General features: G+C 47.7%; 14 protein-coding genes and 1 pseudogene. 4 read left to right on the top strand and 11 right to left on the bottom strand.

Going from position 1 to position 14,706, the window contains the following annotated elements:
• Window positions 1-22: 22 nt before the first annotated feature.
• Window positions 23-865: a cysteine ABC transporter substrate-binding protein gene (locus NST20_RS16005; RefSeq protein ID WP_061575436.1), complete on the top strand. Its 843-nt coding sequence runs from the start codon at window positions 23-25 to the stop codon at window positions 863-865.
• A gap of 36 nt (window positions 866-901) precedes the next feature.
• Here the strand turns inward: NST20_RS16005 and NST20_RS16000 are convergent, their stop codons facing one another.
• The 11 genes and pseudogenes from NST20_RS16000 to NST20_RS15950 form a co-directional block, all read right to left on the bottom strand.
• The gene (locus NST20_RS16000; RefSeq protein WP_328192410.1) at window positions 902-2,062 is read right to left on the bottom strand and encodes an alanine/ornithine racemase family PLP-dependent enzyme; all 1,161 of its coding nucleotides are present in this window, start codon (window positions 2,060-2,062) and stop codon (window positions 902-904) included.
• The gene (locus NST20_RS15995) at window positions 2,062-3,138 is read right to left on the bottom strand and encodes a DUF1611 domain-containing protein (RefSeq protein WP_019720099.1); all 1,077 of its coding nucleotides are present in this window, start codon (window positions 3,136-3,138) and stop codon (window positions 2,062-2,064) included. Before NST20_RS15995 ends, NST20_RS16000 begins: the two co-directional genes overlap by 1 nt.
• Before the next feature lie 561 nt (window positions 3,139-3,699).
• Window positions 3,700-3,870 (bottom strand): hypothetical protein, encoded by a 171-nt coding sequence (locus tag NST20_RS15990; RefSeq protein ID WP_235801247.1) that lies wholly within the window; start codon window positions 3,868-3,870, stop codon window positions 3,700-3,702.
• Window positions 3,867-4,994, bottom strand: coding sequence for a carboxynorspermidine decarboxylase (gene nspC, locus NST20_RS15985; protein WP_019720098.1), 1,128 nt, complete (start codon window positions 4,992-4,994; stop codon window positions 3,867-3,869). The genes NST20_RS15990 and nspC overlap by 4 nt, the downstream gene beginning before the upstream one ends.
• Window positions 4,994-6,193, bottom strand: a complete 1,200-nt coding sequence (locus NST20_RS15980; RefSeq protein WP_013860852.1) for a saccharopine dehydrogenase family protein — start codon at window positions 6,191-6,193, stop codon at window positions 4,994-4,996. The genes nspC and NST20_RS15980 overlap by 1 nt, the downstream gene beginning before the upstream one ends.
• 498 nt (window positions 6,194-6,691) lie before the next feature.
• Window positions 6,692-7,429 (bottom strand): amino acid ABC transporter ATP-binding protein, encoded by a 738-nt coding sequence (locus NST20_RS15975; protein WP_035183123.1) that lies wholly within the window; start codon window positions 7,427-7,429, stop codon window positions 6,692-6,694.
• 16 nt (window positions 7,430-7,445) lie between these two features.
• Entirely contained in the window at window positions 7,446-8,108 is a 663-nt protein-coding gene (locus NST20_RS15970) for an amino acid ABC transporter permease (protein ID WP_026683537.1), read from the bottom strand.
• Between the two features lie 24 nt (window positions 8,109-8,132).
• Window positions 8,133-8,921 (bottom strand): transporter substrate-binding domain-containing protein, encoded by a 789-nt coding sequence (locus tag NST20_RS15965; RefSeq protein ID WP_035183127.1) that lies wholly within the window; start codon window positions 8,919-8,921, stop codon window positions 8,133-8,135.
• A gap of 159 nt (window positions 8,922-9,080) precedes the next feature.
• The gene (locus NST20_RS15960) at window positions 9,081-9,905 is read right to left on the bottom strand and encodes an STAS domain-containing protein (RefSeq protein ID WP_342399813.1); all 825 of its coding nucleotides are present in this window, start codon (window positions 9,903-9,905) and stop codon (window positions 9,081-9,083) included.
• A 253-nt stretch (window positions 9,906-10,158) separates the two neighbouring features.
• Window positions 10,159-10,521, bottom strand: a pseudogene (locus tag NST20_RS15955) (phosphoketolase); the annotation flags it as partial.
• A 132-nt stretch (window positions 10,522-10,653) separates the two neighbouring features.
• Window positions 10,654-12,117 carry an alpha-amylase gene (locus NST20_RS15950; protein ID WP_342399812.1) on the bottom strand — a complete coding sequence of 488 codons (1,464 nt, stop codon included), beginning with the start codon at window positions 12,115-12,117 and terminating at the stop codon, window positions 10,654-10,656.
• Between the two features lie 230 nt (window positions 12,118-12,347).
• On the opposite strand from NST20_RS15950, the gene NST20_RS15945 reads away from it, so the two are divergent.
• The 3 genes from NST20_RS15945 to NST20_RS15935 all read left to right on the top strand — a co-directional run bounded on the left by NST20_RS15945 (window position 12,348) and on the right by NST20_RS15935 (window position 14,648).
• Entirely contained in the window at window positions 12,348-13,163 is an 816-nt protein-coding gene (locus NST20_RS15945) for an MMPL family transporter (protein ID WP_342399811.1), read from the top strand.
• Window positions 13,164-13,479: 316 nt separating this feature from the next.
• Entirely contained in the window at window positions 13,480-13,980 is a 501-nt protein-coding gene (gene queF / locus NST20_RS15940) for a preQ(1) synthase (protein ID WP_017551191.1), read from the top strand.
• 11 nt (window positions 13,981-13,991) lie between these two features.
• Window positions 13,992-14,648 carry a queuosine precursor transporter gene (locus NST20_RS15935; RefSeq protein ID WP_342399810.1) on the top strand — a complete coding sequence of 219 codons (657 nt, stop codon included), beginning with the start codon at window positions 13,992-13,994 and terminating at the stop codon, window positions 14,646-14,648.
• Window positions 14,649-14,706: the final 58 nt, after the last annotated feature.

The raw sequence follows: 14,706 nt of genomic DNA, 5'->3' as shown, positions 1-14,706 counted from the left end.
AAATATTTTGGAGGGTTAGACCATGAAAAAGCATCGTTTGTTTGGTTTGGTTTCAGCATTTTTATTAATTTTGTCGCTGGCGCTTGCAGGCTGCGGCAAAAGTTCCGGCAATTCTTCAAGCAGCAATCCGTCCAGTGTTTCAGCCATTAAGAAAAACGGCACGATCAAAATTGCCGTATTCGGCGATCTTCCGCCATACGGATGGGTCGATAAAAACGGGCAACGCCAGGGATATGATGTTGCGCTCGCCAAACAAGTTGCCAAAGATCTTGGCGTAAAAGTGAAATTCGTGCAAGTGAATGCCAACAGCCGTGTGGATGCATTGAAATCAAATAAAGTGGATCTGGTTCTGGCGAATTTTACAGTCACACCGGAACGGAAGCAAGTTGTTGATTTTGCCAAGCCGTACATGAAAGTTTCCATCGGTGTTGTTTCACCGAAGAAAAAGCCGGTCACAAGTGTCAGCCAATTAAAAGGCAAGTCTTTGATCGTCAACAAGGGCACCACTGCGGAAAACTATTTTACAAGCAAACAAAAAGATGTGAAATTGCAAAAGTACGATTCCAAAACAGAACAGTTCAATGCGCTTAAAAACGGGCGGGCCGTTGCACTGGCGGACGACAATTCCTACCTGTATGCCTGGGTGAAAAACCATCCGGATTATACGGTTGGCATTAAAACGCTCGGGCCGAACCAATATATTGCCCCTGCTGTGAAAAAAGGGAATCAATCGCTCCTCAATTGGATGAACAAAGAAATTACGAAGTTAAACAACAATGGCTTTTTCAAAAGTGATTACAACAAAAATCTGGCGCCATATTTTGGCAGTGATATCCGTGCGGAAGACATCATTATAACGAAGTAAAAAAGGCAGGCTGCCGTTTTTGCAGCCTGCTTTTCTTTAATTGGCGGGGCTTTTTTCGGTTTCCGCGGGCCGGCTTTGCTTTGTTCCGCGCGAAAGCAGAAACTGTTGTTTGTAAGGCTTGGTTGTGGCCGCACCATGGACGTACGTTTTATAAACATACGGAGACGTCATGGCTCTCAGCATCGCGCCGTAGTCCATATAAAATCTCACCTCATCGCCCGGCACGAGAACCGCATTTTGTGTATCCAAAATGATATGGTCGCTGCTTGAGCCAATGATATGGAACGGCCGGACAGGGGTAAGGCCTGAAACAAGCACATCATGCCGCCCTGCACTGACAATCGTCCGCCTTCTGTTGCCCCTGTCGATAAAGGTGACCTGTTCCCCGAATGCATTTTTGCCGATTGTCCCATACGGCACGGAAGGTTTGATTTTTGATTCGATGACTTCGGCAACAAAGCAAAAGGCATCCTGATATAAAGACGGAATGGTATGCCCGCCTGATGTTTCGCGGCCCAGCAAAATGGACTCGCCGAGCCGCACATTGTTTACGGCCCCGGCGTCTTTTGTTTTTACGGCCCAGTTGTAGTTGGCGGAGTTGCCGCCGGAAACATAAGGAAGTTTGAGGGAAAACAGCTCCTGCATGGCATGGACAAACCGGGAAAACGCCTGCATCTTCTGTTCGGTCGGGAGCACGCCTCCAAAGCAGGCAAAATTTGTCCCGATTCCGGCCAGTTCAATCCCGGGGCAGGTTAATATTTCTCTGATCACAGCAGGGGCATCTTTTAATAATATGCCTTCCCTCAAATCTCCCATTTCCACCATCAGGATGATTTTATGGGTTTTCTGTTGCCGCACCGCTTCAGCGGATAATGCGCGGATCGTATCCAGCTCCGTGTTCATGCTGATATCCGCAAACCGGACCGTTTTTTCCGCTTCGCTGATCCCGGGGGCACGGAGCAAAATCAAATCCGCCTTGATTCCCGCTTTTCTCATTTTTTCGATATTTGCAATCTTCGAGTCTGCGAGGCTTTTGATGCCTGCATCCACCAGGGTGCCGGCAATTTTTAAATCGGCTGCGACACCTTTCACAACGCCTGTAATGCTGATTCCTTTCCTCCCGAATAATTGTTTTAATGTTTCCGCATTATGCCGGATCTTCTCCAGATTGATTTCCACCCGTGGCAGAACGGCCATCAGGAAACCACTGCCTTTTTCAGGGAAGGGAAGAAATCGATCAGGGCGTTTATGATTTTGTCTGTGCCGGTTTTTAAAACATCCGTAACCGGAAGATGGTAAGTTTCTTCATAGCGGCGGATGGTGTCTTCCAGTTCGCTGTCTGCCATTCCATCATGGTTGAGCGTAATGCCGATGACTTTTGTCTTTCCGAAATGTTCAATCAGGCTGATTTCATCTTCCACTTTCGGCACTTCGGCAAATGGAAAATCGGATAAATATTTTCGTTTCGGGGCGTGCTGTAAAATGACTGCTTGCGGCCTTGCTCCTTTTAAAATGCCGGTTGAGCTTGCATATGCCGGGTGGCTGAGCGCGCCCTGGCCTTCCACGATGATAATATCCGGGTGTTCTTGTTTATTGGCCCGCAAAATTTCGCGTTCCAGTTCGCCGATTAAATATTGGAGCGGGAAAGCATCCATCGCAAACCCGTACTTGGCGCCCTGGATCAAACCTGTCTGCCCGGTTGCGATAAATGCCGGGCGGTAGCCTTTTTCCATGAATGCCTTTTCAATGCATTTGGCGGTTGTCCGTTTTCCGCAGGCCCCGTCTGTCCCGAGCACGGCAACGACAGGGGTGTTCATTTTCAAAATTTCTCCGGTAAACAAAGTCCATTCTTTTTTCGGCCGCGGTTTACGGATATCGCGGATCGTGACACCGCAAGCCTTTGCATGGGCCACCATTTCTTCATCATCGGTTAAGAATTCCTGGAGCGGGTTAATGATGTTCAATCCGGCTTCCATTGCTTGCAGGATGACTTTTCTTTCTTCCGGCTTTAAAAAGGCGTTCGCCGGCGCGATGCCGAAAATGAAGTCATCCGGTTTCGGGCCGGAGTGGATGAGCGCGTCTTCCAGGTCTTTGCAAACCGGAATGCCGCTCCATTTGTTGTCGAGGAGCATGCCGGCATCCTGCCCGTGTTTGCTGCTGTCAATGACGGCAGTAATGGTGTAATTCCCGGGTTCACGGATGAGCCCGTTTGCTGTTTTGCCATCTGTTGTGCCAAATTGGTTTTCGCAATACACAATTGCCCGCTTTTTCATTGCCATCCCTCCATTTATTGAAATTTAGGCAACACAAAAAGAACACCTAATGGCTTCAAATAGTAAAAATACTAAAGAAGATAGCTGTCCGGGTTTGCGTATGGGCATGCCGGAAACCCCAGGTTATTGGAAGCTTCCAAATATTATTATAACAATGTTGTGGAAAAAAGGGAAGCCGGAAGCATGCAACCAAGATAGCAAAGGGGGCCATTCCGCCGCCAGTCCGGCATTGGAAAAGCCCCCTTGCGTTTGGAAGCGGCGGGCGCGCGATTCAGTTAGCTACCCCGCTCTAATTCCCGCTGGGTTTTTTTGATTTCTTCAAGCGGATAATCAAGCATATCTGCGATCGTTTCGGGTGGGGTGCCTTTGCTCAGCATTTTTTGATTGCTATTTGTACCCCTTCTTCAATCCCTTTTTGAATCCCTTCTCTGAGCCCTTCCTCTCTTTCACCGCGGATATTCGCGAGCTGGTCGCGTAAAATTTCAGCCGGGCTTCGTACAATACTTTGTTTTCCCGATTGGCACTCAAATTCTCCCACTCTTTGATTGCGTCAAGCACTTCCTACCCATTCATCGCCCATTCCTCCAGTTCCTGCAAAATGTCCGTGTTAACCGTCTTTTTCCGGTAATCTGCAGCAGAAAGCATCATCAGCCACGGATAGGCTGCCGGCGGTTTCGCTTTTCTCCCTCGTCTATATTGTTTCCACTTAGCCCGGGTAATGCAGGTATTCACCCGAGTCTCATTTTAAAGTCGTGATAGCCGAATTCACGGACAATTGCGCAGTCGCCGTTTTTATATTGGATCGCGATGGCCGGAAGCGGCATGCCATTAAAGGTGGTATTTTTCACCATGGTGTAGATGGCCATATCGCCAAATACAAGGCGAACGCCTTCTTTAAGCGGCTTATCGAAGGAATAATCGCCGATCGTATCGCCGGCGAGGCATGTTTGGCCGCCAAGCCGGTACGTATACGGTTTTTCGCCCGGCTCCCCGGCCCCGATGAGCGGCGGGCGGTACGGCATTTCCAGCACATCCGGCATATGGCACGAGGCGGACGTATCGAGGATCGCGATGTCCATGCCGTTTTTCACTGTGTCAAGCACTGTCGTGACAAGATAGCCGGCATTTAAAGCAACAGCTTCGCCCGGCTCAAGGTAGACTTCCAAACCGTACTTGTCCTGCATCCGCTTGATGCATTTTTCGAGCAAGGGAATGTCATAGCCTTCCCTCGTAATATGGTGGCCGCCGCCGAAATTGATCCATTCCATTTGCGGCAGCCATTCCCCGAACTTTTCTTCAACGGCATTCAGCGTTGTCTCCAGATCGTCCGCATTTTGCTGGCAGAGCGTGTGGAAATGGAGGCCGGTTACGCCGTCCAGAAGATTAGGGCGGAACTGTTCCTGCGTCACACCGAAGCGCGAGCCCGGCGAACAAGGGTCATAAATTGCATGCCCGGTCTGTGTCGAGCATTCCGGATTGATGCGCAGGCCCGCCTTTTTCCCGCCTGCAAGCACGCGGCCTTTGAATTTCTCAAGCTGTGAAAATGAATTAAAAATAACATGATCGCAAATCGAGACGATCTCATCGATTTCATCTTCACGGTAAGCGGCGGAAAAAATATGGTTTTCTTTTCCCATTTCCTCATGCCCGAGGCGCGCTTCATATAAGCCGCTTGCTGTTGTCCCGCTCAAGTATTTGCCGATGAGCGGGTACAAAGCAAACATCGAAAAAGCTTTTTGCGCCAAAACAATTTTACACCCGGTCCGTTTCATCACGCCGTTTAAAATTTTCAAATTGTCTTCGAGCTTTTGTTCATCAACTACATAGCAAGGCGTCGGCAGTTCTTCAAATCGCATCAGTCGACAAGCTCCGGATTATAGCTTTCTTTCCACGGCAGGCCCCATTTGTTCAGAGCTTCCATGAACGGATCAGGATCGAACTCTTCCACATTATAAACGCCTTTTCTGTCCCATTTGCCCTGGATCAGCATCATCGCGCCGATCATCGCCGGCACGCCGGTTGTGTACGATACCGCCTGCGAGCCGACTTCTTTGTAGCAGGCTTCATGGTCGCACACATTGTAAAGGTAATAGGTTTTGTCCTTGCCGTCTTTTTTGCCGCGGAAAATGCAGCCGATATTCGTTTTCCCTTTTGTGCGCGGGCCGAGGGAAGCCGGATCCGGCAGCACAGCTTTCAGAAATTGCAGCGGCACGATTTGTTTGCCTTCAAATTCAATCGGCTCAATTGAAGTCATGCCGACGTTTTCCAGGCATTTCAAATGTGTCAGGTAACTTTCGCCAAACGTCATGAAGAAACGGATCCGTTTAATGCCAGGGATATTTGCGGCAAGCGACTCCAGCTCTTCATGGTGCAGCAGGTACATGTCGCGTTCGCCGATTTCAGGAAAATCATACACGCGTTTGATCTCCATCGGTTTTGTTTCGATCCATTTGCCGTTTTCCCAGTAGCTGCCGTTGGCGGAAACTTCGCGGATGTTGATTTCCGGGTTGAAGTTTGTTGCGAACGGATAGCCATGGTCGCCGGCATTGCAGTCCAAAATATCAATATAATTGATTTCATCAAAATGGTGTTTCAGGGCATAAGCGGAAAATACGCCTGTTACGCCCGGGTCAAAGCCGCTGCCGAGAAGGGCGGTAATGCCGGCTTCTTCAAAACGTTCGCGGTATGCCCATTGCCATTTGTATTCAAATTTTGCCGTGTCTTCCGGCTCATAGTTCGCGGTGTCGAGATAGTTTGTTTTTGTTTGAAGGCAGGCTTCCATGATGGTTAAATCCTGGTAAGGCAGCGCCAGATTCATGACGACATCCGGTTTCACTTTTTCAATTAAAGCAACCAGTTCATCGACGTGATTGGCATCGACCTGTGCAGTCGTCACTTTCGTTTTTCCGCCGTCAAGCTTTGCTTTTAACGCATCGCATTTTGATTTCGTGCGGCTTGCGATGCAGATTTCTTCAAAGACTTCGCTGTTTTGGACACATTTATGCGCAGCGACCGATGCCACGCCGCCGGCCCCGATAATCAACGCTTTTCCCATTCTTCTGTCTCCTTCAAATAGAATTTTTGCATAATAAAAAGCAAGTGCAATCCGCATACGTGCGCACAACACTTGCTTGAAATCATCATCCTAAAAAAGCATGCATATCCGCATAAACAGATATACGCCTGCCATAAAAGTCCGTGGACAATATGGAAGAAAGCTTTATATTCTTATAGGATCAGAGTCTATATAGCAAATAATTACTTTTACCACTCTTATTGATCGTTTCACAAGTTGATGTGCACAAGCACCGGTTGTAAAGTAACCAACTTATAAAATTTGAGTTTCCCACTCAATCAATAAGGCAACCAAAAGTTGCCGATTCGGCATTTGGCCCGGCACACCGATGCCTTTACTCCACTGGCCAAAATTATCTGCTTGGAAAGACTCCTGATGCTGAATATATGCCTTCCAAATCATGCTCTTCTATCGTATCAGCACGGACTTAAAATAGCAAGAAGAAAATTTTTCATGACGCCTTGGTTAAAACCTTCATCATTTCAATACGGTCGTTTTCAAAAATTCTTTTGTCCTTTCCTCCTGCGGGTTTTCAAAAATTTGTTCAGGGGTGCCTTTTTCAATAATCCTACCTTCATTCATATAAACAATCCGGTCTGCGACTTCGCGGGCAAAACCCATTTCATGTGTGACGATCACCATGGTCATGCCTTCTTCCGCCAGTTCTTTCATAGTGGCCAGCACTTCGCCGACAAGCTCCGGATCAAGGGCGGAAGTCGGCTCGTCAAACAGCATGATATCAGGGTGCATAGCGAGCGAACGCGCAATGGCGACCCGCTGTTTCTGCCCGCCGGAAAGTTTGCCCGGATACACATCCGCTTTATCGGAAATGCCGACTTTATCGAGCAGGGCACGGGCTTCTTCCACCGCCTGTTTTTTGGGGATTTTTTTTACCATCACCGGCGCTTCGATCACGTTTTCCAAGACGGTTTTATGCGGAAACAGGTTGAAGTGCTGGAAAACCATGCCGACCTTTTGCCGCACTTCATTGATATTATGGGTTTTTGGTGTGATTTCCTCCCCTTCAATTTTAATTGTGCCGCTGTCTTTTTTCTCCAAAAAATTGAGGCAGCGGAGCAGGGTGCTTTTGCCTGAACCGCTTGAGCCAATCAGGCAGATCACATCGCTTTCGTGTACTGCGAGATTAATATTTTTTAAAACGTGGAGATCGCCAAACGATTTATTTAAGTTTTCGACCGTAATCATTTCCTTCATAGGAACGGAGCCTCCTTTAATCACTGACAGCTAAATATTTTTCCGCGCGGCTGACAATAAACGTCAGCAGGGCGACAAGGATTAAGTAATAGACTGCGACGATCAATAAATACGTCATTTCGTCAAAATTGTTGGCGCCAAGGGTCGTTGCGATATTGAACAGCTCGTCCATGGAAATAAATGCGGCCAGCGATGAATCTTTTAAGCAAATGATGAATTGATTGCCGAGCGGCGGCAGCGCCCTCCGGAATGCCTGCGGCAAAATGATCCGGCGCAGTGCAAGCGATTTTGTCATACCAAGGGAACGGCCGGCTTCCATCTGCCCTTTGTCGATCGACTGGATCGTGCCGCGCAAGATTTCGGCAATATAGGCGCCGTTATGCAGCGCGAGTGCAAGGGAAGCCGCCCAGAAGTCAGGGATCAGAAAGAGCCCGCTAAGCCCGAAATAAAGAATAAAGATTTGCACGATGAGCGGCGTGCCGCGGATAAGGTAAATATAAAGATCGGAAATCAACCCGAATATTTTGATCCGGGAAATTTTTAACAGGGCAAACAGAAGCCCGATGGCAACGCCGATTAAAATCGAAACGATGGTCAGTTCAAGCGTCAAAACCATTGCTTCGAGGAAAACGTGCTTCGTACTGGCGAGCACATGGAAAAAGTGAGAAAAACTAGGCAATGTACAACATTCCTTTCTGCCGGTCTAGTTCGGTTTTTTGGTGATGTCTTCGCCAAAGTATTTTTTGCTGATTCGTGCAAGCGTCCCGTCTTTTCTAAGTTTTTCAAGCGCCCGGTTAATATCTTTTGCAAGCTTCGGATTGTCTTTTGCCACGACAATGGCCTGCTCGCTCCGCTCGATCAGCTGCCGGCCAGTAATTTTGTACCCTTCTTTGATCGCGGTCTTTCCCGTCACAAAGTCGGTAATGACGGCATCGTGGCGACCTTCCGAAAGTGCTTTCAGAGCAGTGATATCACTATCATACACTTTTACATTTTTTGTATATTTGGAAGCAATGTCCGCATAAGTAGATCCTTTTGCGGCGGCTACTTCCTTGCCGGAAAGATCTTTAACGGTTTTTATCGCGCTGTCCGGCCTTGTAAAAATTTGCGGCCCGGAATAGTAGTAAGGGGTTGTAAAGATGACATGTTTGCTGCGCTGCGGGGTCACGGTATGGCTTGCAACCGCTGCATCTGCCCGGCCGGTATTGATGCCTTCCACAAGCCCTTTGAATTTCATCCGTTTTTGGACAGGCTTTAGCCCAAGTTCTTTTGCAATCGCATTTCCTACTTCAATATCAAATCCAGTCATGGTCAAATCGTCTTTCACATAGCTAAATGGTTTGAATTCGCCGGAAGCCACAAATGTAAATGTATCTTTATGGATCAGTTTTGCCCCGTCCGGCAGTTCATCCTTTTTCGCACATGCCGATAAAAGGACGACTAGCATTGCAGATAAGAATAGAAATGCCCCTTTTTTAACATGCTGCCCCATGGCTTTCTCCTTCCCAAAGTTTGTCCGATTTGCTAACTTGCTCATCGTTTTTTTACCCTGTTCATATAAAAATAATCATAAGCGGGCGGTTTAGGGAGACAGCAAAAAGGATGCAACACCCTGTTGCATCCTTTATGTAGTAGATTGATAGATCCTTCATCATTCCGGCATGAGTTCCAGTTTTGAGTGGATCGTTATGTCATTAAAATCAATGCCCAATTGAATGGCAGTTTGCGCCACCTCCGGACGGATGCCGGAAAGAATGCATTTTACCCCGATTAACCGCAGCGTCTCAATCAGCCGGAAAATTTGCTGGGCGACCATCGTATCGATGACGACCACGCCGGATAAATCAATGTACAGAAGGAGAACGCTTTTTTCTGCGCATTGTTCGAGTGTTTTTTCCAGAATAATTTTCGCACGGTTGGAATCAATTTCCCCGACAAGCGGCAGCAGCGCGGTATTTTTGCCGACCATAATGACGGGGGAACTCAGCTCTTTAATCATTTCCTGCTGGGACTCCAATCGCTTTAAGGAATAATAGTGGTTTTCTTTCATAAACCTGAGCATGACATGTTCGAATGTCCGGATGATCGCCCTTCTCCAAAAATTCAGTTCCTCGTATGTATATTTTCCCTCGTGGGCTGCAACAAATGAATCAAACAGATCGAGATATTGTTCCTGCGTGTGGAAGAACTCGCGCAAAATAAAGTGGTTCGGTGTGGAAAGATGCTCTTCATCCTGTGCAACGTTCATTACCCACTTTTCAAAATGGTGTAAAAATGTATCTTCATCTTTTAAAAACACTTCACAAAACTGGACGTGGAACTCGTGGTTTTGCTCTTTCAGTTTTGCAACCACTTCGGGGTCGGTGGACGCATAAACCCCCTGCACGGTGCTTTTGTCGAGCGATGCGTACCAGTCTTCCGTCAATTGCCATGTTTTTTCAAGGAAAAATTGATGCAATGCCTGTCTTAGCTCCATTTTATCACCCGCATGATGTAAGATTTAATTGATTATCATTATCATTTTCGCAGTTTCTTTTCCTTTTATTTTAAAATAAAATTCTATTTATTGAAATAGATATATTGTATTTGGAAAAGAAAAAACCCATTTCCTCTATAGGATGCAAAAAAAAAACGGTGGGACACGATTCATGATGGTGTCCCGCCGTTTTTATGGTTTCAATGAGACTTTTTTTCAGCGGCTTCGAAACGCCGGCCGGATTTTCCTGCTGTTATTTTAACGCTTGCCACTGCCAGTTTTCGATTTCCGGCAGATCAGTGCCTTCTTCGCGGATGTACGCGTGATGCTTTTGCAGCATGCCGTCCATTTCGCTGATGAGGGCTGCATGCCGGGATGCATCGGGCAGGCTTGACACCACTTCTTTTACAAGATCAAACCGGTCCATCTGGTTCATCACGCGCATATCAAACGGCGTCGTGATATCCCCGTTTTCACGGTAGTCGTGCACATGCAGATTGCGGTTTGCACGATCAAAGAACAAGTCTTTGATCAGGCTTTCGTAGCCATGGAAGGCAAAAACAACCGGTTTGTCCTTTGTAAAATAGGCGTCGAACGCTTCATCCGAAAGGCCGCGCTAAAAAAAATCCGGGAATGACCTGGAAGCGGGCGGGGAACGATGCCGCACATTGGTTGGGCATGCCAGCGACTGAATTTGGGAAAAAGAATGAAACAAGCACCGTTCCGGAACATGGAACAGTGCCCCTCCTTAGTTTTCGCCCGTTTCCTGTACCCAGACAGAAACGCTGCCGCCGTTCACCGGAAAAGCCGCATAGCCGTCTTCGCCAATTGTAATTTTTTCCTGCCGGTTGCCGGTGGCGTCCACCCAAACCTCGCCAGCGCGCTCTTTTCCGGCAAGCATTCTTTTTTCGCCGTTCTCGCCGTTTGAGATGACGACGGCACAGCCGGAATGCGGCATCTCCGGAACGCCGCGGCGTACCCAGCCGATGGTGTTCGGATGGTCAAAATAATCATCCTGCTCGCCATACGCTTTTTCCCGCCGGACAGATAAAAGCGGGGAAAGGGCGCCTTTTTTTCCGGGAATCGGATGGTCGCCGCCGATGCCGTACATATCCCCGTAAAAGACGCACGGATAACCGTCTTTCCGCAGCAGGATCAAAGCATAGGCGCTCTGCTTAAACCAGTCGTCCACCCATGATTCCAACGATTCGTTCGGCTGTGAATCATGATTATCAACAAACGTAACAGCATTCAGCGGGTGTGTTTGGACGAGCGTATCTTGAAAAATGGTCGTGAGGTCAAAATGGCGCCCTTTTTTGGATGCTTCATGCAATTTATAATGCAGCGCAACATCGAACAAATCGATTTTAAACTGGACATGGTCGAGGTATTTTTGGCACGCTTCCAGCTGCGGGTTCCAGAACTCGCCGACAAAATAAAATTGGTCTCCGCGGTGTTCCATTAAAGCAGTGGCAAAGTCGCGAATAAAGTCATGCTTGATATGCTTTATGGCATCGAGCCGGTAGCCGTCGCAACCAGCCGTATCGGCCAGCCATTTTCCCCATTCGATCATTTCTTTTTTGACATCCGGACGGTTGTAATCAATGTCCGCGTACATCAAGTAGTCGAAGTTTCCAAATTCGTTGTCGACATGCTCATCCCAATGCTTATTTTCCCCGACAATGCGGAAAATGCCTTTCCGCCCTGTCCGGTTGTCATAATCGACGCCGGTGAAATGGGTGTGGTCCCACTTAAAAGCAGAATACTTATCTTTCCGGTTTGTAAAATTAAATTTTGTCCAGCCTTCTATTTCAAACGGTTCGGAAATTTCTTTGTTGCGGTCCATCGGGTCGACTTCCACCACTTGGAAAGCTTCGGTTTCATCCGCGCCCGCTTTATGGTTCATGACGACATCGATATAGACCTGGATATCTTGCTCATGGCAGGCGCTGATCGCTTCATGCAATTGCTGTTTCGTCCCGTACTTTGTCCTGACGGTGCCTTTCTGGTCAAACTCCCCAAGGTCGTAATGGTCGTATACCCCATAACCATTGTCCATGTCTGACTGCCCTTTTGTCACCGGCGGAAGCCAGACGGCATCAATCCCGGTTTTCTTTAATTCAGGCGCCATTTCTTTCAGCCGGTTCCAATGGCTGCCGTCTGCCGGCGTATTCCATTCAAAAAACTGCAGAATCGTATGATTTCGTTCCAAGAAAAATACCCCTTCCAAAAGAACTAGGTTGATGCGTTTAGTATAAGTGAATGCGGAAAAATTTTCAATCAATTATGATTTTAAGCACGCCAAAAAGCGAATAGAACAAGGGCACTATTCCCGCTTTTTATCCGGAAAAACCTGTTTTTACAGGCAGGCTTTTCTTTCGCTTTCAAAAATACGGTTCAAATCCGGCTCCCGGCATGGGACTGCCCGCCCAATTTGGTTGTTTGGCCGTTTCATCTGCCGTTTTTCCGAATGTGAATAAAGTAACGGATAACAGCGCAGCAAATCTGCCGGCTTCAGCCATGTCCGCCCGGGCTGAAAAGGTGGCCGAAAAACAGTTTCCGGATGCAGGCACGCCGCTTCTTATCGCCTGGTACCGCGAAGGCGGCCTCTCGCAGCAGGATTACGGAACGATTGCTAAATTGTACGCGGATTTAAAGAAAAACCCGCTTCCCGCACAAAGTTTTATTCCACCGTACGAAAAAATGCCGCCGCAGGTACTGGGCAGCCAGGCTTCAAAAGACGGCACAACGATTGCCACGCCGGTATTTTTGAAAAAGAATGCAGGGACGGATGAACTTTCCGATAACTTGAAAGAATTGAAGAAGAGAGTGGCATCCTTCGAATCGAAAGCCGTTTTGAACAAGAAACTGGCGGATGCCGGCCTGCATGTCCGCTTCACAGGGCCTGCGGGCATTTCCACGGATGCGGTGTCGCTTTTTAGCAAAGCGGATATCACCCTGCTGGTTTCGACCGTGATGCTTGTGCTCGTGCTGCTGATTGTATTGTACCGGTCGCCGATTCTGGCGCTTGTCCCGCTCATCGGTGTCATATTTGCTTACGGGGCAATCGGGCGGATATTGGGTATTCTTGCAAAAGAAGCCATCATTACAGTGGATTCCCAGGCCACTTCGATCATGACTGTCCTCTTATTCGGGGCCGGCACGGATTACTGTTTATTTCTTGTTTCGAGATGGCTGAATGGAAGATTCTCCAGCTCAAAGGGTTTACAGGCGCCGCATCATTTTCTAAAATGGTAAGGAACGCCTTACCCGGCATAGAGCAATTGTGTGTACAGCTGTTTCACTGGCTCAACCAGGACCTGTTTTCAGGAGCGAATCATTCGGATATCTAGATAGACTATATGATTATATAGCTTTATGTAGATTTTCGGAACCAGGTATTGAACAGTTGCATAAGCATGAGGTTCATAGCAAACCCTCTATAAAAAACTATGGATAAATGGATCAAAAAGCCATGTCCATACGGGATGTGGCTTTTTTCATCTTATTCTGGCACGGGTCTGCGCCTCTCTTGGAAAAAATGACGGGAACATTTTTGACAGGAGGTTTTTTTATGGCTGGAAGAAAACAGGAAGAAGGATTGCAGGACTTAACATTGCTCGGCAACCAAAAAACAAAATACCCGGTGGATTACGATCCCGGGGTATTGGAGGCGGTTGACAATCTGCATGCGGACCGTGACTATTTTGTAAAATTCAATTGTCCGGAATTTACAAGTCTGTGCCCGCTTACCGGACAACCGGATTTTGCAACCATGTATATTTCTTATATACCGGACAAAAAAATTGTCGAAAGCAAATCTCTGAAACTGTATCTTTTCAGTTTCCGCAACCATGGCGATTTTCATGAAGACTGCGTCAATATCATCATGGACGATCTCATCAAGCTGCTCGATCCCCGCTACATTGAAGTGTGGGGAAAATTTACGCCGCGCGGGGGCATCTCTATCGATCCGTGGTGCAATTACGGGAAGCCGGGCACCAAATATGAAGACATGGCCCATTTTCGCCTGATGCATCACGATCTGTATCCTGAAAAAGTGGATAACCGGTGAGGGGGATACAGATGAATGCATACTTAAATGGCATGTTTGTCGGGCTGCTGATTTTATCGAATATCATTTCTGTGAAGCTGTTTCATATTGGCGATGCGATTGTGCTGCCCGCTGCCGCCATCATTTACATTTTTACGTATCCCCTTGTTGATGTTACAGTGGAAGTTTACGGGAAAAAGGCGGGCCGGGCAACGGTTCAGGCAGGCTTTCTCACCCAAATCCTTGCCCTGGTTTTTATCGTGGCCGCCATCCATCTCCCGGCTGCCCCTTCTTTTCAGCACCAGGATGCCTTTAAAACGATTTTAAGCGGCAGTTTCCGCGTCGTGTTGGCCAGCCTGATTTCGTATTGGGTCAGCCAAAATCTCGATGTTTTTGTATTTCATAAGCTGAAAATAAGGCACGGTAGAAAAAAACTGTGGCTGCGCAACAATGCTTCCACGATGTTCAGCCAGTTGATCGATACGTCTATTTTTATTGTGATAGCTTTTTACGGAACGGTGCCGGCCGGGATGATTGGAACGCTGATTCTCACCCAGTATATTTTTAAATTTGCAGCTTCGATCATCATGACCCCGGTTGTCTATTTGCTTGTCGGCCTGATCCGCAAAACCCGGAGCGAAAATGGGTTGCAAACCGTCCCGGAAGCAGTGGAAAAAGGAAACGCATAAAACTTTACACGAACGGAAGTGGCTTCTTTTGTGCCCGGCCTGGTCCGGTATGAAGGAA

Origin of the sequence: Weizmannia sp. FSL W8-0676, assembly GCF_038593015.1 — a bacterium.
Classification (GTDB): domain Bacteria; phylum Bacillota; class Bacilli; order Bacillales; family Bacillaceae_C; genus Weizmannia; species Weizmannia coagulans.
This window is presented reverse-complemented; position numbering and strand designations above follow the sequence as displayed.

What these genes read in the sequence shown, in the direction of transcription:
- NST20_RS15935 (WP_342399810.1), top strand. Translation starts at nt 13,992, where the DNA reads ATGAATGCATACTTAAATGGCATGTTTGTCGGGCTGCTGATTTTATCG.
- NST20_RS15980 (WP_013860852.1), bottom strand. Translation starts at nt 6,193, where the DNA reads ATGGGAAAAGCGTTGATTATCGGGGCCGGCGGCGTGGCATCGGTCGCT.
- NST20_RS16000 (WP_328192410.1), bottom strand. Translation starts at nt 2,062, where the DNA reads ATGGCCGTTCTGCCACGGGTGGAAATCAATCTGGAGAAGATCCGGCAT.
- NST20_RS15960 (WP_342399813.1), bottom strand. Translation starts at nt 9,905, where the DNA reads ATGGAGCTAAGACAGGCATTGCATCAATTTTTCCTTGAAAAAACATGG.
- queF (WP_017551191.1), top strand. Translation starts at nt 13,480, where the DNA reads ATGGCTGGAAGAAAACAGGAAGAAGGATTGCAGGACTTAACATTGCTC.
- NST20_RS15975 (WP_035183123.1), bottom strand. Translation starts at nt 7,429, where the DNA reads ATGAAGGAAATGATTACGGTCGAAAACTTAAATAAATCGTTTGGCGAT.
- NST20_RS15995 (WP_019720099.1), bottom strand. Translation starts at nt 3,138, where the DNA reads ATGAAAAAGCGGGCAATTGTGTATTGCGAAAACCAATTTGGCACAACA.
- NST20_RS16005 (WP_061575436.1), top strand. Translation starts at nt 23, where the DNA reads ATGAAAAAGCATCGTTTGTTTGGTTTGGTTTCAGCATTTTTATTAATT.
- NST20_RS15965 (WP_035183127.1), bottom strand. Translation starts at nt 8,921, where the DNA reads ATGGGGCAGCATGTTAAAAAAGGGGCATTTCTATTCTTATCTGCAATG.
- nspC (WP_019720098.1), bottom strand. Translation starts at nt 4,994, where the DNA reads ATGCGATTTGAAGAACTGCCGACGCCTTGCTATGTAGTTGATGAACAA.